Here is a 20,395-nt window from a genome sequence, read left to right as displayed (position 1 = left end):
GATGGATGACGCTTCCATACCGGTGGGAAAGGTTCCCCCGATTTTATTGCAGCCGCTTCTCAAGGAGCTGAGAGGATTTCATAGAGATGAAGTGTTAATAGGACCGCAGATAGGAGAGGACGCAGCTGTTATCGGGTGGCCTGCAGGTGCCTTTCTGCTTGCTACATCCGATCCCATAGTTGGAGCAGTTAAGGGAACCGGCAATTTGTTGGTTAACGTAAATGCCAACGATATTGCGGCCAAAGGCGGCGATCCAGCTTATATGATAGTGGTCATAATATTGCCCAACACGATGGCGCTAGATGATGTGGCTTCGCTGATGAAAGAGGTTGACGATGAAGCCAAGAAGCTGGGGGTTGCCATCATCGGAGGGCATACGGAATTTTCCGATCGTTACAATTATCCCATACTAGTAGGCACTATGCTTGGGATTGGTCATAAGGTTTTAAGAGCAAGTTCGATCAGACCTGATGACCTAATACTTTTGACAAAGCACGTTGGTCTCGAGGGAATGGTTATACTTGCCAATGATAGGGAGGATTTGCTCGCATCTGTTTTATCTTCTGAAGAAATCGCTGAAGTAAAAAACTGGGCTTCTATGCTATCGGTAGTACCTGAGGCAAGGCTCTTGAGAGACCTGGCTTCCTTCATGCATGACCCCACCGAGGGAGGCGTTGTTGGTGGAATATCTGAGATTGTTTCCCTGACTTCCTTAAAGGTCAAGTTGGATTTTGATGCTTTCCCAATACATCCCATTACTGAAAAGGTTTCCGAGGCTCTAGCCTTCGATCCCTTGCATCTCATTTCTTCGGGAGTGCTTTTGGCAGTCCTGCCGCCCGAGAAAATCGATGTAGCGAAAAATCGCTTGAGAGAACAAGGCATCGCTTATTCAATTGTAGGAAAGTTTGATGATACCGGTATGGGGACAAGTGATCTCATGACCAAAGAGGAACTCTGGCAATTGTTGAGTCGTTGATAAAATTTTTATGCCTTTCCGATGGTGTTGGGTCGACGATTAGTTTATAATCATTACTAGCTTTAGTTTAGATTATTGGAGGAGGGAAGGTCATGGAATACGTTTGCACGGTTTGCGGTTATGTTTATGATCCGACGGAGGGTGACCCCGATTCGGGTATTTCGCCGGGAACTGCTTTTGAAGATTTACCCGATGATTGGGTATGCCCCGTATGTGGAGTCGGAAAGGACATGTTCGAACCGGCAGAGTAGAAGACCTTAACCGTTTTATTTTTGATTGGGCTTAATCGTACAGACAATTGTGGGAAGTTTTGCGGCTCTATAATCTTTAGTGTGGAAAATTTGACTTAAAAATATAATGGTGGTAAGAACCAACCAAACCCATTAAGAAAGGAGGCTCCTACCACCATGGCCAAAGGCCATTTAAATGATATCACTAATTTGCTTGGGTTGGAAGGTCTAAGGGTCATACAAGTAGTTAAAGAGGAAGATTTTGTAGTAATTAAAGTTCAGGCCAAAGGGGAAAGGGCGTTTTGTCCTCATTGCGGCTCAAAGCACCTTTACAGACACGGCCATGCAAGACCAAGAAGGGTGCTGCATGCTTTTATCTGTGGCAAGAGGGTATATCTTGAAATATGGGGACTGCAGAGGTGGAAGTGCAGGTCCTGTGGTCGCACCTTCACTTGGAGGCTTGAAATCCTAAGGCCAAGGAGCAGGCTTACCAATATGGCCGAGATGTGGGTACTGTGGTTGCTAAAGTTCATGAGCTTCAAAGAGGTGGCAAAGCTTCTTCACATATCCTACGGCAAAATTAAAAAGGTGTTGATGGACTTCGTGAGGATGGCTGACTTACCGGGATCAATGATAGACGACTTAGAAGAACTTCACCTAGGGATAGATGAACACAGTTTCAGGCATCAGGACATGGTGATAGTGGTGACAGACGTAATGGCAAAGAGGGTGCTTGGAATACTAAAGGACGATCGCCTTTCTACCCTGGAGGAGTTTTTAAAGAAGATCCCAAGCCAAAGGGTCAAGGAAGTATGCATAGACATGAAGGAGGGCTTTAGAAAGTTGGCTCAAAGGCTTTTCCCCAAAGCCAATGTAGTCGTAGACCATTTCCACATCATAGCAGACGGAAACAGACGCATGGACGAGGCAAGGAGGATAGAACAAGACGTACGTAACAAAAGAAAAGTAAGGATACCCAAAAAGATATTCCTCGTGGGATTTGAGCGGTTAAGCGAAGGCGGAAAAGAAAAGCTAGACGAGCTTTTAAGCCAATACCCAAACCTCAAGGACTTTTACTGGGCTAAGGAAGCTTTGAGGAAACTTTACAGTGCAAGGGACAAAAAAGAAGCTTTAAGGCAGTTGGAGCTAGTCATCATAAACTTAAAGGCCTCTGACGACGCTGAAGCCCGAAGGTGGGCAAATACGCTTAAAAGATGGCGTGAGCCCATCTTAAATTACTTCGACAACAATACTACCAACGCCTATACCGAAGGATGCAATACGAAGGTGAAGATGCTAAAACGAATCTCTTTTGGCCTTAGAAACATAGAGGTCTACGTCAGAAAGATGATGCTAGGGTTCTTGCCACAGAAATTTTTCCACACTATTTGAAATAGAGCCAAGTTTTGCTTGACATATCTCGGAAAAGGTATTATAAGAACCATTAAAGTTGACAAATATGGCGCGATGACGGGGAAGAGTAGTTCATTTTGGCGAGCTCCAGAGAGGGAGCTTTTCGGTGTGAGGTTCCTGTTCGCGGATGGATGAAGACCACCCCTGAGCTGCTATCGAAGCCAAAGCTTTTTGGATAAGATAGCGGGGTCCGCCCCTTAAAGCGGGAAGAGATCCGAAAGAATTTGTTTCGGAAAGTGGAGTGGGACCGCGGGAGCCCTCCTCTCGCCTCCAAAAGAGGCTTGAGGAGGGCTTTTGATAACTTTGTGGAAGGTGGAAAGCTGATGGTTTGTTTATTGGAAAAATATGCTGAATATTTCCCGGTGACCTCAAAAACCCCAATTTTATCGCTGGGAGAGGGCAATACCCCTTTGATCCCTCTTGATAATTTGAGCCTGAAACTTGGCGTCGAGCTTTATGCTAAATGCGAGGGGCTTAACCCTACGGGTTCTTTTAAGGACAGAGGCATGGTGCTTGCTGTTTCTAAAGCTCTCGAAGCAGGAGCCTCCGGCATTATATGCGCTTCTACGGGAAATACATCGGCTTCGGCTGCAGCCTATGCTGCCAAGGCGGGAATAAAATGTCACGTTGTCCTCCCTGCTGGCAAGGTGGCACGGGGTAAACTTATCCAGGCTTTGATATACGGGGCAAACGTTTTAGCCATTCATGGAAACTTCGACGTTGCCCTTGATATGACGCGCAAACTTGCCGATGATCTAGGATTAGATATAGTGAACTCCGTTAATCCCTATCGATTGTGGGGGCAAAGAAGCGGAGCATGGGAAGTATGCGATGAGATTGGGGCTCCCGATTGGTGCGTATTGCCCGTTGGCAATGCTGGCAACATTTCGGCTTATTGGGCGGGCTTTGTTCAATACAGGAGGGCTGGCCTCATTGCTTCCATCCCGAGGATGATCGGAATACAGGCCAAAGGCGCTGCTTCGCTTGTCATGGGAAGGCCCTTTGAAAAGCCCGAGACCGTGGCTACAGCTATACGAATTGGCAATCCCGTAAACGCTAAAAAGGCGATGGCTGCTGTTAAAAGCAGCAAGGGGATGTTTTTGGCTGTTTCTGACGAAGAAATACTAATTGCTCAGAAAGATTTGGCGAGCAGCGAGGGTATTTTCGCCGAACCTGCCTCTTGTGCTACCCTTGCAGGTTTGTATAAGTTGAGGAAACAAGGCGATTTGCCAAAGAAAGTAAGAGTTGTAATGGTGTTAACTGGCAACGGCTTAAAGGATCCAGAGATAGTTGGCAAGATGATTCTGTCGCCGAATGAAGTTGCTGCAGAATACGAGACGTTAAGGGAGGCAATTTTGTCATGTTAACTGTGATTGTCCCAGCATCGAGTGCTAATGTAGGATCGGGGTTTGATTCCTTCGGTGTTGCTTTATCTTTGTATAATCGCTACCAAGTGCTCGATTTACTGCCTCCGCATACATATGATATCGAAGTGATTGGTGAGGGTGGAAAAGACTTAGCTGCAGGCGAGGATAATTTGATCATCAAATCTTTCGAGGCGGCTATAGCAAATTTCGATATACCTCCTGTGGGATTGAAGTTAAGGTCTTACAACGCCATACCCCTATCTAGAGGGCTAGGAAGTTCTGCTTCGGCCATAGTCGGGGGAGTGATGTTGGCAAAGGCAGTAGGGAAGCTCGAACTTTCAAAAGAAAGACTTCTTCCCTTGATGGTGGAGCTGGAGGGTCATCCCGATAACGTTGTTCCTTGCTGTATTGGCGGATTTGTCATAAGCGCTTGGGATGGAAAAGAAGTAAAATATGTAAAGCTGCCGTATTTTAAAGAAAGGATAAAGATAGTGGTTGCCGTACCCGATGTAACTGTGGATACGAAAAAGGCTCGAGAAGTGCTTCCGCAAGAGGTTTCACTCCAAGACGCTATATTTAACTTAAGTCGGGCAGCGTTGCTAGCGGCTTCCTGGGTTACCGGCAAATTAGAAAACCTGCCGTGGGCGATGGAAGACAAGCTTCATCAGCCCTACAGGGCTAAACTCTTTCCTGGAGGGGAAGAGATATTAGAACGTGTAAAATCTGTACCAGGTTGCTTAGGGGTTGCAATAAGCGGATCTGGCCCGAGCATGCTGGCCTTTGTGAAGGGTGATCCAACGCGAACGGCAAAAGAAATGTGCTCGGTTTTTACCGAAAAAGGGCTGAGGTCTCGTTTCTTCGTTTTAGATGTTGACCAGGAAGGTGCAAGAATAAAGGAGACAAAAGCCAAAATGCTTGAGGAAGTGGATCGATGTCCGACCATTGCGTAGTGTTAAAATTTGGCGGGAGTTCCCTTGCCACGGTAGAGCGAATTCGTAACGTCGCGGTGCGCGTAAAGGTCGATTATTTGGATAAAGGGTTTAACGTGGCCGTCGTTGTTTCGGCTATGGGCAAAACGACTGATGGCTTGGTTGAGCTTGCACAAAAGACCTCCAGCGTGTTTAATGGCAGGGAAATGGACCAGCTTTTAGTCATTGGCGAGCAACAAAGCGTGGCTTTATTAGCCATGGCTATGGAAGAAATGGGCATTAAGGCCAAGTCCTTTAATGGACTTCAAGCTGGTTTTATCACAAAAGGCCACCATACTGAAGGAAGGATAGTAGATGTCAACCCCAAAAGGGTTGCTTGTTGGATGGATGAAGGAGGCACCGCTGTAGTTACGGGTTTTCAGGGAATTAATGAATTTGGAGATTTTATGACCCTGGGTAGAGGCGGTTCCGATCTGTCAGCCGTTGCGCTATCCGTTGCTTTAAAAGCGGAATTCTGCCATATATACACGGATGTAGACGGAATATTTACGGCCGATCCAAGGCTGGTCTCTAACGCCAAGAGACTGTCTAGTGTTTCTTATGATGAGTGCATTGAAATGGCCGCTTTAGGGGCAAGGGTACTTCAAGCAAGGAGCATCGAGTTTGCCTCATTGTACAAGATGCCGATTTATGTTAGTTCGAGTATATTAGATGGGGAGGGAACATGGGTGAAGGAAGCAAACATGGAAGAAAACATAAAACATGGAAAAGTTAAAGAAGGTTTGACTATTAAAGCTATCGTCCATGACAAAAACATTGCTAAAATAGCTGTGCTAGGTGTTCCCGATGTTCCCGGGATAGCTGCTGGCCTGTTTAGCAAACTGGCAGAGCGTGGAATAGGCGTCGAGATGATAATACAAAGTGTTATGCGAGGCGATGTCAATGATATAGCTTTTCTGGTCAAAGAGGCGCTGCTTGGGGAAGCCATCGAGGTTTGCAACGACTATGCGCGGGAAATTGATGCTCAGGGCGTGACCTATGATTCGGAGATAGGGAGGGTATCGGTTGTCGGAATTGGCCTGTCGGTATATCCTGATATACCGACTCAAATGTTTTCGGTCCTGTCGCGAGAAGGCATCAATATTGACATGATTTCCTCTACTTCAAATTCGATTACCTGCGTTATATCCTCCTCCTCGATAGACAAGGCTGTATCTTCTTTGCATAGACATTTCATGGAAGGAGAAAAGTGACATGAGGGTAGCAGTATTGGGCGCAACGGGTCTTGTGGGACAGGAGATAATTAAAGTCTTGGAAGAAAGGAACTTTCCAATTTCTGATTTCGTTCCTTTAGCCTCCAGTAAATCAGCTGGAAAGGTTGTTGAATTTCATGGGGCTCCAGTGGAAGTGAAGGAGGTTGCTGACGATGCCTTCAAAGGCGTGGATATCGCATTATTTGCAGCCGGCGCAGGCGTATCCAAAAGATGGGCCAAGGTAGCAGTTTCTAAAGGCGCAGTAGTAATAGATAATAGTTCTGCTTGGAGATTAGATCCTGAAATTCCTCTCATCGTTCCCGAGGTGAACCCAGAAGACGTTATGCGTCACAACGGCATAATAGCCAATCCCAATTGTGCCACAATTCAGGCTGTTGTGGCTCTGGCTCCCCTTCACAAAAGATATTGCCTTGAGTATTTTTCGGCGGTTACATTTCAATCGGTATCTGGCACAGGTAGGCAAGCTCTCGTTGAGCTTGATGAGTGTACACGTGCCATTTTAGAGGGCAAATCCTTTGAGCCGCAAGTCTATCCCCTGCCCATAGGGTTTAATGTGTTGCCCCACATTGGAGCCATGGACGATTCGGGTGTTTCCGATGAAGAGTGGAAGATGTTAAATGAATCAAGAAAAATTTTACATCATCAAAAGTTGCAGGTTAGCTGTACTACTGTCAGAGTGCCTGTTAAGCGAGGCCACTCGGAGGCTATAGTGGCTCAATTTGAAGAACGAGTAACGTTTGAAGAAGCAAATGCAATTTTGTCCGAGGCTCCTGGCATAATAGTCATGGCTGAAAATAAGTATATAACTCCTCTGCAAGCCGCTGGTAGTGACCTGGTTTATGTATGTCGTCTGCGGTGTGATCTTGGAATGCCAAGAGCTCTATCCATGTGGGTCGTTTCGGATAATTTAAGAAAGGGCGCAGCACTCAACGCCGTACAGATAGCCGAGCTAGTTGCATCTAGGACGAAAGCTTTTTAGCGTACTACAACATAGGGGGAACAAAATGAAAAGAAAAAAATTCCTCGGCGTCTTATTGATCTTTTCATGCCTTTTGTTTTTGCTGCCACAATCATGTAGAGGAGAAGAGAGTGCTATAACTGAGGTTATACTGCATTCTGACGAGCTGTTCTACGATCCCAACACTGGCAGGGTAACCGCGAAGGGAAGTGTTGAGGTCACGAAAGAGGACCTAATTGTAAAAGCACCCTTCGCGGAAGGGCTTATAGACGGGGAGCAGTTTCGGTTTTGGGATAATGTTGTCGTTTCTTGGCCTTCGCAGGAAGCAACTTTGACATGTGTAGAGTTAGAAATTAATAGGGACGAAAGGGGCACTTTGTTTCATTCTTTCGGCAAGAGTCATCTGATACGAGGTCAAGACGAGGAAATACGCAGTGATGAACTTGAGTGGCTGCAAGGAGAAAGCGTTTACTACAGCGCAGTTGGCAATGTAAAGGCACAAATGGGAGAAATGAGGATTATAGCGGAAAAAGTGACCAGGCAAGGCGAAAATTTCAAAGCAATTAAAGTGCGCCAATTTGAAGATAAAGGGCGCAATGTTCGTGTCAGTGCCCAGGAAGTGAGTGGAAAGATAACGGAGGAACAGATAGAGGAATTGTGGGCTACAGGAAATGTTGTAGTCATTCACGAGCCTTCAGATGGTGAAAGAACTCATATTACTGGAAAACAAGCTCATTATCTTCGCGGCAAGGGAGTACTCGAAGTTACAGGCGATGCAAAAGCGGTTCAGGAAGGTAGGACCATAGAAGCTGAAAGCTTAATATATTACGTAGATGACAGGCATATAGAGGCATTGGGAAGACCTAAAGTTGTCATTGAAGTTAAGGAGGATTAAAAGTTAACATGGCAGACCTGCTATCTGTTGTCAGACTAGAAAAATCCTTTAAACAGAGAAAGGTTGTCTCAAACGTTACCTTTCAAGTTAGAAGAGGAGAGATAGTTGGGCTATTGGGTCCTAATGGCGCTGGCAAAACCACCACCTTCTACATGATAGTTGGTTTGCTTTACCCTGATGCTGGGGAAGTTTATCTTGATGATGTGGAAATAACGTCCTTTCCCATGCATCACCGAGCAAGGTTAGGATTAGGCTATTTGCCCCAAGAGGCTTCGGTATTTAGGTCTTTAACAGTGGAGGAAAACTTGCGTTTGATTTTGGAGGAACAAAATTTAAAACGCGAAGACATTGAAGAAAGAGTATCCCGTTTAATGACGGAGTTTGGATTACAGAAGATTTCGGACGTTAAAGGCCATTCTCTGAGCGGAGGAGAAAGAAGGCGCGTTGAAATTGCCAGGACCTTGGCAATAGAGCCTGATTTTTTGATGCTGGACGAACCCTTCAGCGGTATAGACCCCATAGCAGTTTACGACATCCAGCAGCTGATATTAGGCTTGCGACATAGAGGTTACGGCATAATACTGACCGATCACAACGTGCGCGAGACATTGGCCATAACTGATAGGGCTTGCATCATTCACGAAGGGCAAATCTTGGTGGAGGGGCACCCTGACATGGTCGCCGAAAGCGAAATCGCGAGGAAATATTACCTCGGAGAGCGATTTAGTTGGTAAGCGGTGGAATGTCGTGCAACCTTGATGCCATGATAATTTTAACAAGTTTTCTTGCAGCCTCATGCACAGAACTGGAAAGTTTTGTGGAGAAACCTCTTGTTTCCGGTTGTATGCCTATTATGGTAACATGACAATTTTTTATTTGAGATTCCAGCAGTGTCAAGAAGGGCAAGCTGTGTGTCAATACAAAGCCCTCGGATTGTGCCAAAGGAATCCTTCTGATACTTCCAGGCGGCAAATTCATTAAGGCTGCATCCACGATGATGAGTTCTTGGGGCTTTTTTCTCCTCAAGGGAAGAATAAAATTTTCGGGAACACTTTCACATATTGTAACTTCAATATAAGGAGGCGAAAGTCTTTTTAACATTTTGGCGACAAATATTCCAACTCCGTCGTCACCCAAGGTGCTGTTACCGACTCCCCAAACGTGAATTTTTACATTCATTGACATCACCTTATAATAACAGATGTAGTTTTTACAACCAAAAAGCAAGAAGCGGGAGGATTGAAAATAATTGGCCAAAGCAATCGATACCATTATACGACATTCGATGGTGATGACCATTGGCACCTTTGCCAGCAGGATATTGGGGCTTATACGCGAAACAATTATAGCTGCCTTTTTTGGTGCGACGCGACAACTTGACGCCTTCTTGGTGGCATATACGTTAGCCAACTTGGCAAGGCAGCTCCTTGCTGAGGGTGCTTTGTCCGCTACTTTTGTTCCTGTTTTTTCTCGAGCTTTAAGCGCGCAAGGAGAAACGAGAGCTAAGGAATTGGGACGCCAAGCTTTGACGCTTTTGATAGTGATTGGTCTCTTTGTAGTTTGTCTTGGTATCATACTTTCCCCCCAGTTGGTTTCACTTATTGCTCCGGGCTTTTCGGGCGAGGAAGCTGCCCTGGCAGTATCTTTTACAAAAAGGCTTTTCCCCTTTTTGTTAATTATCTCTCTTTCTGCACTTGTCATGGGGGTGCTTAACAGCCTAGGTTCTTTCTTTGTACCCGCTGTAGCGCCAGCTGTAAGTAATGTGGTGTTTATCGTGATTGTCCTTTTCTTTTATAAAAAATACGGTATTTCAGTGCTTCCCATTGCAGTCTTAGCGGGTGGGGTATCTCAATTTTGCGTTCAGTGGATATGGAGCGCCTGGAGGGGGTTTGTGCTTTATCCCACTAAAATCAATCGCGCTGACGATGAATTGAAGACGATGATGCGCCTTTTTCTCCCATACGTGGTAGGCCTCTCCTTCAATCAATTGCATCCCATTATAAGTAGGGTAATGGGTTCTTTTTTGGAGGCAGGTTCTATCTCGGTATTGAATTACGCTGACAGATTGCTTCAACTTCCTTTGGGGTTATTTGTAATAGCCATATCGCAGGCGGTATTGCCGACACTTTCTAAGGTGTCATCTAATAAAGATGAATTTGTCGAAATCTTTCGTGATTCGCTTCGGTTTTCATTTTTTTTAATCTTGCCCATCTCGATCATGGCAGTGATATTTTCACCAGAAGCGGTCAATTGCGTATTTTATAGAGGTGCCTTTGACGATTGGGCTTGGAGGGCCACTAGCCAGTCCTTGGCCATTTACTCCCTTGGGTTGCTGGGAATGGCGTTGACTAACGTTACATTAAGGGCAATATATGCCTGTGGTTTGCCTAAGGGTGCCATGCTCGTCACATCCTCCACGGTCGTTGTAAACTTTCTGATAAGCGCCTCTACCATGAGGTGGTTGTCCTATAGGGGTTTAGCCCTTGGCGTGGCTTGCGCTTTTACCAGCGGAGCTTTTTTAGGCATAAGCTATTTAGCAAAGGCAACCGGAAAAAGCTTAAAGATATTCAATCTCAAGTGGTGTGCTAAGTTGGCCCTTTCTGCTTGTCTATTGGTTCTATTTTCTATAGCCTACAAATTTTTGTTACCCTATCCTTTTGGGAGGAGTACAATAGCGAAGGCGCTATGGTTAATTGGTGCCGGAGTTTTAGGAGTATCGGTTTATGGTTTTATAACTTTGTTTTGCAGGCTACAAGAGTGGAAGTGGATAATACGCTCCATCAAAGGGGAAGATTAAAGTGTCTCAAAACGATGGGCATAAAGCAATAGTGCACAGATGCCTGCTTGGAGAAGGAGATGCTCGGGCTATTGCAGTAGAGGCAACCGAGTTGGTGAAATTACTCCAAGATATACATATTTTGTCCTTTTTGGCAACAGCTGCCCTTGGGAGATTGGTCATGGCCTCCATGATGATGGTGGCCGATCAGAAGGTTAAAAGAGCGAGAATTACCTTAAAGGTTGAAGGAGATGGCCCCTTAGGCGAAGTAGTGGCCGACGCTGAAAATCGAGGAAAAGTAAGAGGTTACGTGAAAAACCCGTGGGTTGAACTTCCTCTTACTGAAGAGGGTAAGTGGAACGTGAGTGCTGGCGTGGGCAATAATGGATATCTAACCGTGATAAAGGATCTTGGACTAAAAAGACCGTTGACTTCCAAAGTCCCTTTAGTCTCAGGTGAAATTGCTGAAGATATAGCTTATTACTACGCTAAGTCCGAGCAAATTCCAACAGCAATTGCACTTGGAGTTTTGCAGAAACCCTCCTTAGGTGTCGTATCGGCCGGAGGCTTAATGGTACAACTTTTACCCGATGCCGATGAGTCTTTTGTTGGCATGCTCGAAAGATTATTAGAAAAATATGACTCCATCAGCAGGTTGGCAGAACAGGTTGGATCTTCGCAGGATATACTTGAAACAATATTTAAAGATCTGAGTAAAAAATGGCTGGGAAGTACTTCTTTTGAGTTTGGTTGTAGATGTTCAAGGAATCTCGTCAAGGCATTGCTGCTTTCAATGCCCGAACTAGAGAGTGAACAGGATGTTTTAGAAGTCAGGTGTCATTTTTGCAATAAAGTGTATACTTTTATTCCTGAAGAGATAGAGGAGCTAAAAGGTGGTGGAAGGAGTTGAAGAAACTTTTTTTTCTCATGATAACGATTTTGTTGTCCGTGTTTATCGCAATGATTACATCTGGTGCTGGCGAACTCTGCGCTGATGAATTTGAAGATTTGGTGATAAAGCGGATCACTACGATGTACATCGAGGGTCAAAAGTTTGAAGACTTAGTATTAGGGGCTAGGGCAAGGTTCGATTTTCTTTACATCGATGACTTGCTCGTTAAGGCGTCTATAACTTCTGGAAAGACGCCAGATTGGCTCAAGTGGCACTTGGGTCATTTGGGAAGTCCTCAAACGCGGGGGAAAGAACTCTTTGTGTTGCGATATGAGACCTATAAACCGTTCGAATTTGATCCTTTTAAGATAGTAGTCAACGGGGTGTATTTAACAGAAAAAGAGGTTTTAACAAAGCTTACGCGAATACCATCAGGATCTTTGCCCTCCGGAGCGGTTGGTGACTTAGCTTTTGCGGTTCCTAGGTCTTCGGATGGGGTATATAATATAATTTATGAAGGAAATGAAATTAGAATTGACCTGGATAATTTTGAAAATTGAGCGATAAAGAAAGGGTGATCTTTTTGCATAAATATCGTTGTGTCAGTTGCGATGCTGAGTTTACAAGTACAACCTTCGCTCATAGTTGTCCTAATTGTAGGGGGAAGATATTAATTCATTTGGAGGGAGAAACACCGAGGAAAAAGTCTTGTGCCAGCGGAAGTTGTTCTTCTTGTCATGGTTGTGGCAGGTGACGTTAAATGTTGACCTTGGGCATTGAGACAAGTTGCGACGATACATCTGTCGCGTTGCTTGAAAATAACAAGAATTTACGCTGTTTTTTGGTTGCAAGTCAGTTAAAAGATCACGAGACCTTTGGTGGTGTGGTTCCCGAACTTGCCTCACGCAAACATTTAGAAAACCTTATACCTTTGCTTTCTCAGCTCTTGGATGAATGCGAGATTAAAAATCCACCACGGGAGATACATTTGATTGCCGTCACAGATGGCCCCGGCTTAATGGGTTCGTTGCTAATCGGAACAACGGCAGCGAAGGCATTGGCCCAAGCTTGGGAGGTTCCCTTAATAGCTGTCAATCATTTAGAGGGCCATATATTTTCAAATTATCTGGCACATGACGATTTATTGCCTCCTTTTATAACATTAATAATTTCAGGAGGTCACACAGAGCTTATCCTAGTAAGATCCTTCGGAGATTACAAGTTGCTTGGGGCTACCAGGGATGATGCGGTGGGTGAAGCATTTGACAAGGTGGCACGCTTGTTGGGTTTGGGTTATCCAGGAGGGCCAATGATAGAAAAAATGGCAAGAGGGGGAGATCCCTTTGCTATACCGTTACCTGTCCCGATGGCCGATAGCCCTAGTATTGAGTTTAGTTTCAGCGGTTTGAAGACAGCCGTACTTTGGGCTTTAAAGAGAAATCCGAATTTGAGGGTGGAAGATGTATGCGCCTCCTTCCAGCGTGCAGCCATTGAGGCTCTACTGCGAAAGGTGGATTTGGCTGTAAAAATAACTGGCATAAGTAAAGTTGCTATCTCAGGCGGTGTTGCTGCTAATTCTTGGCTTCGGGAGAAAATAGAAGGAAAGTCTTTGCATGCCTATCTTCCGCCAATAGAGCTGTGTACCGATAATGCCGCTATGATTGCCGCGGCTGGCTACAATGCTTATAAGAGAGGGGAAAGGTCGCCGCTGTCCTTCGTGCCCGATCCTTCCAAATCTTTGGCGTGAAAACCCCAGAAAAATAAAGAAAAAACGACATATTTGCCTCTATTTAGCAGTAAGTTGGCATAAATGCTGTTATTTCTACTTGTAATAAATAGAGGAAGGACCTTAATATATTTATCGGCTTGTTAGCACTGATTGGCAGTGAGTGCTAACAAGCCGATAAACGTGATTATCATTCATTTTAGCAAGGAGGGATGTTAAATGCAGCTCAAGCCTCTAGGAGATCGAGTAGTTATTAAGGTTCTAACCCAAGAAGAAAAGACCAAGGGTGGAATAGTACTGCCAGACACAGCTAAGGAAAAACCACAAGAAGGAGAAGTAGTCGCGGTAGGAAGTGGCAGGGTATTGGAGAATGGTCAGAAGTTGCCCCTTGAGGTGAAAGTCGGGGAAAGGGTAATTTTTAGCAAGTATGCCGGAACAGAAGTAAAGATAGAGGACGAAGAATACCTTATTTTGAGCGAACGTGATATCTTGGCTGTGGTTATGAAATAACTGAAAAATGCCTGATGATCAACCTGAAGCTATAAAGGAGGGAATTTATAATGCCGAAAATACTGAAGTTCGAGGAAGAAGCTCGCAGGGCATTAGAGCGAGGCATAAATAAAGTTGCCGACACGGTGGGCATAACCTTGGGGCCCAAGGGACGAAATGTGGTATTGGAGAAGAAATTTGGTTCTCCCACGATTACCAATGATGGCGTCACCATCGCCAAGGAAATTGAACTGGATGAGCCCTTTGAGAACATGGGGGCACAGCTTTTGAAAGAAGTAGCGTCAAAGACTAACGATATTGCTGGCGACGGAACAACAACTGCCACGGTGCTTGCTAGGGCCATGATACGTCATGGCATGAAAAACGTTGCGGCTGGAGCCAACGGCATGTTGATGCGAAGGGGCATCGAGATGGCGGTAGACGTAGTTGTAGATGAATTGAGGAAGATGGCAATACCTGTTAAGGATAGATCCAAGATTGCCCAGGTGGCGGCTATTTCAGCCAATGACAGAGGAATTGGGGAACTAATCGCCGAAGCTATGTCCAAGGTTGGAGAAGACGGAGTTATCACAGTTGAAGACAGTCAGTCCGTGGGTACCACTTTGGAGATGGTCGAAGGGCTTCAATTCGACAAAGGATACATCAGCCCCTACATGATCACCGATCCCGAGCGAATGGAGACCGCCTTTGAAGATGCATACATCCTGATTCATGACGGAAAAATCAGCAATGTAAAAGATCTGCTTCCCATATTGGAAAAGGTCGTTCAAACCGGAAAACCGCTTTTGATCATTGCTGAGGACGTAGAAGGCGAGGCTTTGGCGACTTTGGTGGTCAACAAATTGCGCGGAATCTTGCAAGTTTGTGCTGTTAAGGCGCCTGGATTCGGCGATAGAAGGAAAGCTATGCTGCAGGATATCGCCATAGTGACTGGTGGTCAAGTCATTAGCGAAGAGCTGGGAATTAAGCTTGAAAACGCCGATCTTTCCATGCTTGGTCACGCCAAAAAAGTGCGTGTTACTAAAGAGGAAACCACAATAGTTGAAGGAGCAGGCGACAGCGAGGCTATAAGGAAACGTGCTGCTCAAATTAAAGCGGAGCTAGAAGAAGCTACATCCGAATACGACAAAGAAAAACTTCAAGAAAGGCTTGCTAAACTAGTAGGTGGCGTAGCTGTTATCCAGGTAGGCGCGGCTACTGAGACCGAACAAAAGGAGCTGAAGCATCGCATAGAAGATGCCTTGAGTGCGACCAGAGCCGCCGTAGAAGAGGGCATCGTAGCGGGTGGCGGAGTTGCATTGCTAAATTGTGTCCCTGCACTGGAGTCCTTCATCGAAACTTTGAGTGGGGATGAGAAGATTGGGGCTCAGGTGGTGTTGAATGCTCTCGCTGAACCCCTGCACTTAATAGCTAAAAATGCCGGATTTCAGGGAGACGTGGTTGTGGAAAAGGTACGAGGCTTGCCCAAGGGGCAGGGCTTAGATGCGGTTACTGGCGAGTATGTCGACATGATCGAAGAAGGCATAATAGACCCTCTAAAGGTTACTCGTAGTGCCCTACAAAATGCCGGCTCGATCGCGGCCATGGTGCTTACGACGGAAGTCTTGGTGGCCGAAAAACCGGAGAAAAAAGAAGCTCCAAGGATGCCTGAAATGCCGGAGTATGATTAATACGCGTGCCAATATAAAAAAACCGCGTTGATTATAAAGGGCTATGGCTTAAGCCATAGCCCTTTATAATTTATAATAGTGATAGATAAAACGGAACGAGAAAGAGGGAACGAGAGCCATGGAAATGCAAAATAGCTTACGGCGTATTTTGGAATTGCTAGAAAATGGGAAAATTGACGTAGATACGGCCATGGAAAATTTATCTTTATTACCCTACGAAGATCTCGGAGATGTCAAATTAGATTGGCATCGATCTATAAGGCGAGGAATCGGTGAAATTATATATACTCCTGGCAAGTCTGACGAACAATTGATAAAGATAGCACAAAGCATCGCCAGGAATCGCTCAAATGCTATCTTTAGCCGTATATCAATGGATAAGCATGAGTTATTGAAGGACTACATTTCAAATATAGAATATCGCAAGGATTCCAGGTTGTCCCTGTGTCGCTTTGAGCCTCCTCAAAAACGGGGCGAAGTTGTCGTAATCGCTGCTGGGAGTTCTGATAAGCCGGTAGCTGAGGAGGCGGCTGATGTTGCGGAATTTGCAGGTTGTCAGGTGAAGAGATTTTGTGACGTTGGCGTAGCTGGCATACATCGATTATTTCCCTTGCTTCCAGATATTAGAAAGTCGCGCGCGATAGTGGTAGTCGCTGGTATGGAGGGTGCTCTTCCAAGCGTCGTGGCTGGTTTAGTTTCGTCCATTGTCATTGCCGTTCCAACCTCTGTCGGTTATGGTGCAAGTTTTGGCGGACTTGCAGCTTTACTTTCCATGCTCAATGCCTGCAGTGGCGGAGTGGTAGTAGTAAACATCGATAATGGTGTCGGAGCGGGCTTAGCAGCTGCATTAGTGGCGTCAAAATGAAATATACCAGAAGGACTAAAAGAAGGGGACGCAGAAGATCCCCTCGAAGAAATATTGCTATAGGCAAACTGGGACTTAACCCTAGGGGCTTTGGTTTTGTCCGCCCCAGGGATAAAAGATTGCCTGATATTTACATAGCCGAAGAAGATATGGACGGAGCCATCCATGGAGACGAAGTTAAGATAGTTATAAGTAAAAACTATCAGAAAAATAGGTTATATGGCAAGGTAAAAAAAGTACTGTCAAGGGGTACCACTGAGATCGTGGGCATAACGAGGTGTCGAAACGGTGTCCCGTTATTGTTTCCCTTAGATCGACGATATAATTTTATTCTCACTTTGGATGATGGCGAGGCTTTGAAGGATGGGGCTGTTGTCGTCGTTGCGATAAAAAAATATCCCCGATTCCCATTTCCCGGAGAAGGCAAGGTGCTAAGAGTTTTAGGCGATGAGGATGATCCCCAAGTCCGGGTGCTAGCTTTGATGGAAGAATATAAAATTAAACCCAATTTCCCGAAAGATGTGCTCGCAGAAGCGGAAGCTTTAAAAAATATCCCCCTCCTTCGCAATTTGCCCGGTGAAAGGAAAGATTTTAGAAATAAATTCACTCTTACCATAGATCCTTCGGATGCCAAGGATTTTGACGATGCCCTTTCTATTGAAGAGATTGATGAGGGTTGGCGCTTAGGAGTTCACATAGCGGATGTATCGGAATATGTTAGACCCGATAGCTGTATTGACCTGGAAGCTAAAGAAAGGAGCTTTTCTGTTTATTTGGTCGATAGGGTAATTCCAATGTTGCCTCCCCAGCTTTCTTCTGACCTGTGTAGCTTAATTGAGAACGAGGACAGGTTGTGTCTTACAGTTGAAATGGTGTTGGATCGCAGAGGAGACATCCTGAGATATGAAATTGTACCAAGCGTGATACGTGTCCGAAAGCGGCTGACCTACGAGGAAGTCCAAGAAGTTTTAGATGGTAAAAGGACCTTGGGAAGAGAGGCTGATAAGATCTTAAGTCACCTTGCAATCCTGTCAAATGCGCTATACAAAAAAAGGAGAAAAGCGGGAATGATAGAGTTCGATTTCCCGGAGACGAAGGTAGAACTTGATGAAGAAGGGACGCCAATCGATATAAAGGCCATTGAGCGGACATTTGCCCATCGCATTATCGAGCACATCATGATACTTGCTAATATCGTAGTAGCGGAATATATATTTAGTAATAGTGCATTAACGATCTATAGAGTTCATGAAAAACCAGATGTGGAAAAATTAACACAGCTGGAAAAAACTCTTTCTTCCATTGGAGTGGGAACAAAGAAAATAAGTCCATCAAACAAGGCCATAAATCGCCTGCTAAAAGGAGTTGAAGGGCTACCTTGCAAGAGATTGGTCCACACTCTAGTTTTACGTTCCTTGCCAAGGGCACGCTATGATTCCAGGTGTTTGGGACATTTTGGGTTAGCACTAAAATATTATTTACACTTTACTTCACCCATAAGAAGATATCCCGATTTAGTTGTTCATAGGATAGTGCACACCTTGATTCAAAAGAACCGGGAAACACTAATTGACTTTAGCGTCCAAGAGCTTTCGAACCTTTCAGCCTATATCAGCGCAACGGAAGAAAAGACAGAAGAAGCGGAGAGGACCTCCATCAAGATCAAAATTGCTGAATATATGGAGAGTAAAGTAGGCGAGGTTTTCGATGGCGTCATATCTTGGGTCACCCCGAGGGGGATGTTCATCGAGCTTGATAATACGGCGGAGGGGTTTGTCCCTTTGGAAAGACTTGAACCTTATGACCATTTTTTTTACGACGAAGACGATCTTTGTTTAAGAGGGCGCAAGGGCAAGGCTTTTCGCTTAGGTGACATTGTAAGGGTGCGATTGACATATGTCGACAAGGTTTCAAACTTGATATACTTTCAGTTGTTCCCTGGTAAGGAGTGATGAGCATGAAAGAGTCTTTCGTCCATAAACCGCCTCAAGGGGGATACCTGCCATTTTTGCTGGTCTTTGCTTTGTTGGCTTTACTTGGCATCTTTATAACTATGCCAATAATTCGTCCTTTGATGTGGGCTGTCATCTTTTCTTTTATTTCATATCCATTGAATGAAATATTGCATAAAAAAGTGTTTCGGGGTAAGCACAGAAACTTAGCGTCTCTTGTTTCTACCGCCTGTGTCGTTTTGCTGCTTTGTGTTCCAATGGGGTTTATTGGGATATCTTTAGCAAAGGAGGCTATAAAGTTTATCTCAAGTTTATCCGATAACCTTGAATCCATACAGCAAGTTTTGATTTCAGCATGGTCTGGTTTGGTAGAGAGACTACCCGATCACTTAATACGATACGCTGGAATTAAAGACGACCCTGCCTTTTTACAAGATTTAATCCATCGTGCGGCTAGCTACTTGGCCTCGTCGTTAGGGGATTTTTCCAGAGGTTTATTGGGCAACGCTTTCAAGATGGGCTATCAACTATTTGTGATCTCCGTTTCTACTTTTTATTTGTTGCGGGATGGTCACATCGTGTTAGAGTTCTTGAATGATGTATTGCCTTTGCCTAAAGAAGAAAGAACGGCGCTTTTTGATAGTGCTACAAGGACGATGAAGTCCATCGTGATTGGCACCACTTTAACGGCGGGAATTCAGGCGTGCTTGGGCGTGACCGGTTGGATATTTGTTGGGCTTCCAGCCCCCATATTGGCCGGTGTTTTTCTTTTTGTATGTGCCATGATTCCTTTCGTAGGCACTCCCTTCGTCCTCATTCCGGGTGCCTTGTATCTTTTTCTGATTGGGAACGTAAAAGAGGGCTTGATATTGGCTTTTTGGGCTGTCTTGGTTGTTAGCACGATTGACAATTTAATCCGGCCCCTCTTCATATCCGAAGGCAGCAAAGTTCATTTCCTTCTGGTCTTTTTGGGTGTGATCGGCGGTATAAGAGTTTGGGGTTTCCTTGGCGTTTTTTTAGGGCCAATAGTTTTGTCTTTGTTCGTATTTTTCCTTGACTGTTACAGGAGGATTTGGAGGACTAAACGAGAGTATTCGGATTAGTTTTTGGAGGTGAGGGCCATGCCTTATATGGTCTCAATTTGCGGCCACAAAAGCAGTGGCAAGACGACGTTGTGTAAAAGATTGATCGAGATCTTAGGCGGCAACTTAGGTTTGGATGTGGGATACATTAAACATTGTCACGATAGCGTAATTTCACCTGAAAACACCGATAGTGGTACCATCGCCACATCAGGAATAAAGGCGGTGTTGTGGGGAACAGATGGGATTAGGGCCGAGGTTTTAAAACAAGATTTTGCATTGCGCGATGTAGAAAGAAGCTTCTTCCCACAACAGGACATCGTTCTTGTCGAAGGTGGCAAATCGTTGCCTCTTCCTAAAATATGGGTTGGAGGGAAGTCCCCCTCTGCCGATGTAAAGGGTATTTTTGCCGTCTTCAATGGCCCGGAAAACTTGTTCCCAAAGTTACCTCATTTTCAACCTCAAGAGGAAGAGAAGCTTGCTGAATGGATTTTACAAAGAATGGGGAGAAAAAGGGAACATGTGGTTCTTTATGTGGGTGGACAAAAGATAGGACTAAACGATTTTATAATGAACTTCATAGCAGGCACTGTTAGAGGGATGATGAGTTCCTTAAAGGGCATCGAGGGAAAAAATCGGGATATTGTTTTGGTGATAAAAGAACAAAAAGGATAGAATAGCAAGAGGCCTCTGTCGTTTTTGTTATTATCGTTGAAATACTTGTTATATAATTGTAATATAAATTTTGCGAGCCTCGAGACTTTCTTTTGCAAATGGTTAATGACTTTTGACCTTGCAAAAAAGGGTCAACCTGCCTATAATTAGGAGCGCTTTGATCGAATACCTAATGCGCCCGCCTTCAGATAAAGGCGGGCTTGAA

20 protein-coding genes and 1 other annotated feature are annotated in these 20,395 nt (G+C 44.9%); of the genes, 19 read left to right on the top strand and 1 reads right to left on the bottom strand.

All coding sequences use genetic code 11. The features are described 5' to 3' along the window. The first annotated feature begins 1 nt into the window (after position 1). The 9 genes from AC5SXE_RS09030 to lptB all read left to right on the top strand — a co-directional run bounded on the left by AC5SXE_RS09030 (position 2) and on the right by lptB (position 8,776). Complete coding sequence (locus AC5SXE_RS09030) at positions 2 to 976, top strand: AIR synthase related protein (protein ID WP_310849331.1); 975 nt, start codon at positions 2 to 4, stop codon at positions 974 to 976. Between the two features lie 92 nt (positions 977 to 1,068). Beyond that, entirely contained in the window at positions 1,069 to 1,227 is a 159-nt protein-coding gene (rd, locus tag AC5SXE_RS09025; RefSeq protein ID WP_303881179.1) for a rubredoxin, read from the top strand. Between the two features lie 156 nt (positions 1,228 to 1,383). Further along, positions 1,384 to 2,598, top strand: a complete 1,215-nt coding sequence (locus tag AC5SXE_RS09020; RefSeq protein WP_310846065.1) for an ISL3 family transposase — start codon at positions 1,384 to 1,386, stop codon at positions 2,596 to 2,598. Positions 2,599 to 2,664: 66 nt separating this feature from the next. Continuing rightward, positions 2,665 to 2,894 (top strand) — a binding site (T-box leader). A 48-nt stretch (positions 2,895 to 2,942) separates the two neighbouring features. After that, the gene (gene thrC / locus AC5SXE_RS09015) at positions 2,943 to 3,986 is read left to right on the top strand and encodes a threonine synthase (protein ID WP_493917215.1); all 1,044 of its coding nucleotides are present in this window, start codon (positions 2,943 to 2,945) and stop codon (positions 3,984 to 3,986) included. Beyond that, complete coding sequence (gene thrB / locus AC5SXE_RS09010; RefSeq protein ID WP_310848967.1) at positions 3,980 to 4,936, top strand: homoserine kinase; 957 nt, start codon at positions 3,980 to 3,982, stop codon at positions 4,934 to 4,936. The genes thrC and thrB overlap by 7 nt, the downstream gene beginning before the upstream one ends. Continuing rightward, the gene (locus AC5SXE_RS09005) at positions 4,918 to 6,168 is read left to right on the top strand and encodes an aspartate kinase (RefSeq protein ID WP_493917214.1); all 1,251 of its coding nucleotides are present in this window, start codon (positions 4,918 to 4,920) and stop codon (positions 6,166 to 6,168) included. Before thrB ends, AC5SXE_RS09005 begins: the two co-directional genes overlap by 19 nt. A 1-nt stretch (position 6,169) precedes the next feature. Beyond that, positions 6,170 to 7,168 carry an aspartate-semialdehyde dehydrogenase gene (locus AC5SXE_RS09000; RefSeq protein WP_323720913.1) on the top strand — a complete coding sequence of 333 codons (999 nt, stop codon included), beginning with the start codon at positions 6,170 to 6,172 and terminating at the stop codon, positions 7,166 to 7,168. A gap of 25 nt (positions 7,169 to 7,193) precedes the next feature. Then, a complete protein-coding gene (locus AC5SXE_RS08995) occupies positions 7,194 to 8,042 on the top strand; it encodes an LptA/OstA family protein (protein ID WP_310848972.1) in 849 nt (282 codons plus the stop codon). A gap of 8 nt (positions 8,043 to 8,050) precedes the next feature. Continuing rightward, positions 8,051 to 8,776 carry an LPS export ABC transporter ATP-binding protein gene (lptB, locus tag AC5SXE_RS08990; RefSeq protein WP_310848974.1) on the top strand — a complete coding sequence of 242 codons (726 nt, stop codon included), beginning with the start codon at positions 8,051 to 8,053 and terminating at the stop codon, positions 8,774 to 8,776. Here the strand turns inward: lptB and AC5SXE_RS08985 are convergent. Next, positions 8,766 to 9,221 carry a hydrogenase maturation protease gene (locus tag AC5SXE_RS08985; protein ID WP_310848977.1) on the bottom strand — a complete coding sequence of 152 codons (456 nt, stop codon included), beginning with the start codon at positions 9,219 to 9,221 and terminating at the stop codon, positions 8,766 to 8,768. The genes lptB and AC5SXE_RS08985 overlap by 11 nt on opposite strands. Positions 9,222 to 9,291: 70 nt before the next feature. Between AC5SXE_RS08985 and murJ the strand changes: the two genes are divergently transcribed. From murJ to AC5SXE_RS08935, 10 genes are all read left to right on the top strand, one after another. Next, the gene (gene murJ / locus AC5SXE_RS08980; protein ID WP_493917213.1) at positions 9,292 to 10,839 is read left to right on the top strand and encodes a murein biosynthesis integral membrane protein MurJ; all 1,548 of its coding nucleotides are present in this window, start codon (positions 9,292 to 9,294) and stop codon (positions 10,837 to 10,839) included. Between the two features lies 1 nt (position 10,840). Beyond that, positions 10,841 to 11,728 carry an Hsp33 family molecular chaperone HslO gene (hslO, locus tag AC5SXE_RS08975; protein WP_493917212.1) on the top strand — a complete coding sequence of 296 codons (888 nt, stop codon included), beginning with the start codon at positions 10,841 to 10,843 and terminating at the stop codon, positions 11,726 to 11,728. Next, positions 11,725 to 12,270, top strand: a complete 546-nt coding sequence (locus AC5SXE_RS08970; RefSeq protein WP_310848984.1) for a hypothetical protein — start codon at positions 11,725 to 11,727, stop codon at positions 12,268 to 12,270. The genes hslO and AC5SXE_RS08970 overlap by 4 nt, the downstream gene beginning before the upstream one ends. Before the next feature lie 200 nt (positions 12,271 to 12,470). After that, on the top strand, positions 12,471 to 13,457 hold the full coding sequence (tsaD, locus tag AC5SXE_RS08965) for a tRNA (adenosine(37)-N6)-threonylcarbamoyltransferase complex transferase subunit TsaD (protein ID WP_310848986.1): 987 nt from the start codon (positions 12,471 to 12,473) through the stop codon (positions 13,455 to 13,457). Positions 13,458 to 13,655: 198 nt separating this feature from the next. Further along, positions 13,656 to 13,946 (top strand): co-chaperone GroES, encoded by a 291-nt coding sequence (gene groES / locus AC5SXE_RS08960; protein WP_303881203.1) that lies wholly within the window; start codon positions 13,656 to 13,658, stop codon positions 13,944 to 13,946. Between the two features lie 50 nt (positions 13,947 to 13,996). After that, a complete protein-coding gene (gene groL / locus AC5SXE_RS08955; protein ID WP_310848989.1) occupies positions 13,997 to 15,616 on the top strand; it encodes a chaperonin GroEL in 1,620 nt (539 codons plus the stop codon). Between the two features lie 118 nt (positions 15,617 to 15,734). Beyond that, complete coding sequence (gene larB, locus AC5SXE_RS08950; protein WP_493917211.1) at positions 15,735 to 16,481, top strand: nickel pincer cofactor biosynthesis protein LarB; 747 nt, start codon at positions 15,735 to 15,737, stop codon at positions 16,479 to 16,481. Then, a complete protein-coding gene (rnr, locus tag AC5SXE_RS08945) occupies positions 16,478 to 18,433 on the top strand; it encodes a ribonuclease R (protein WP_493917210.1) in 1,956 nt (651 codons plus the stop codon). The genes larB and rnr overlap by 4 nt, the downstream gene beginning before the upstream one ends. A gap of 5 nt (positions 18,434 to 18,438) precedes the next feature. Continuing rightward, a complete protein-coding gene (locus tag AC5SXE_RS08940; protein WP_493917209.1) occupies positions 18,439 to 19,536 on the top strand; it encodes an AI-2E family transporter in 1,098 nt (365 codons plus the stop codon). Between the two features lie 18 nt (positions 19,537 to 19,554). Further along, a complete protein-coding gene (locus AC5SXE_RS08935; RefSeq protein ID WP_310848994.1) occupies positions 19,555 to 20,190 on the top strand; it encodes a molybdopterin-guanine dinucleotide biosynthesis protein B in 636 nt (211 codons plus the stop codon). The last annotated feature ends 205 nt before the right edge of the window (positions 20,191 to 20,395 follow it).

The organism is Acetomicrobium sp. (assembly GCF_059026225.1).
This window is presented reverse-complemented; position numbering and strand designations above follow the sequence as displayed.

Coding starts and splice junctions, on each gene's coding strand:
- rd (WP_303881179.1), top strand. CDS start 1,069: ATGGAATACGTTTGCACGGTTTGCGGTTATGTTTATGATCCGACGGAG.
- AC5SXE_RS08940 (WP_493917209.1), top strand. CDS start 18,439: ATGAAAGAGTCTTTCGTCCATAAACCGCCTCAAGGGGGATACCTGCCA.
- groL (WP_310848989.1), top strand. CDS start 13,997: ATGCCGAAAATACTGAAGTTCGAGGAAGAAGCTCGCAGGGCATTAGAG.
- groES (WP_303881203.1), top strand. CDS start 13,656: ATGCAGCTCAAGCCTCTAGGAGATCGAGTAGTTATTAAGGTTCTAACC.
- larB (WP_493917211.1), top strand. CDS start 15,735: ATGGAAATGCAAAATAGCTTACGGCGTATTTTGGAATTGCTAGAAAAT.
- AC5SXE_RS08985 (WP_310848977.1), bottom strand. CDS start 9,221: ATGAATGTAAAAATTCACGTTTGGGGAGTCGGTAACAGCACCTTGGGT.
- thrB (WP_310848967.1), top strand. CDS start 3,980: ATGTTAACTGTGATTGTCCCAGCATCGAGTGCTAATGTAGGATCGGGG.
- AC5SXE_RS08995 (WP_310848972.1), top strand. CDS start 7,194: ATGAAAAGAAAAAAATTCCTCGGCGTCTTATTGATCTTTTCATGCCTT.
- lptB (WP_310848974.1), top strand. CDS start 8,051: ATGGCAGACCTGCTATCTGTTGTCAGACTAGAAAAATCCTTTAAACAG.
- AC5SXE_RS09020 (WP_310846065.1), top strand. CDS start 1,384: ATGGCCAAAGGCCATTTAAATGATATCACTAATTTGCTTGGGTTGGAA.
- tsaD (WP_310848986.1), top strand. CDS start 12,471: ATGTTGACCTTGGGCATTGAGACAAGTTGCGACGATACATCTGTCGCG.
- AC5SXE_RS09030 (WP_310849331.1), top strand. CDS start 2: ATGGATGACGCTTCCATACCGGTGGGAAAGGTTCCCCCGATTTTATTG.
- rnr (WP_493917210.1), top strand. CDS start 16,478: ATGAAATATACCAGAAGGACTAAAAGAAGGGGACGCAGAAGATCCCCT.
- thrC (WP_493917215.1), top strand. CDS start 2,943: ATGGTTTGTTTATTGGAAAAATATGCTGAATATTTCCCGGTGACCTCA.
- AC5SXE_RS09000 (WP_323720913.1), top strand. CDS start 6,170: ATGAGGGTAGCAGTATTGGGCGCAACGGGTCTTGTGGGACAGGAGATA.
- AC5SXE_RS09005 (WP_493917214.1), top strand. CDS start 4,918: ATGTCCGACCATTGCGTAGTGTTAAAATTTGGCGGGAGTTCCCTTGCC.
- AC5SXE_RS08935 (WP_310848994.1), top strand. CDS start 19,555: ATGCCTTATATGGTCTCAATTTGCGGCCACAAAAGCAGTGGCAAGACG.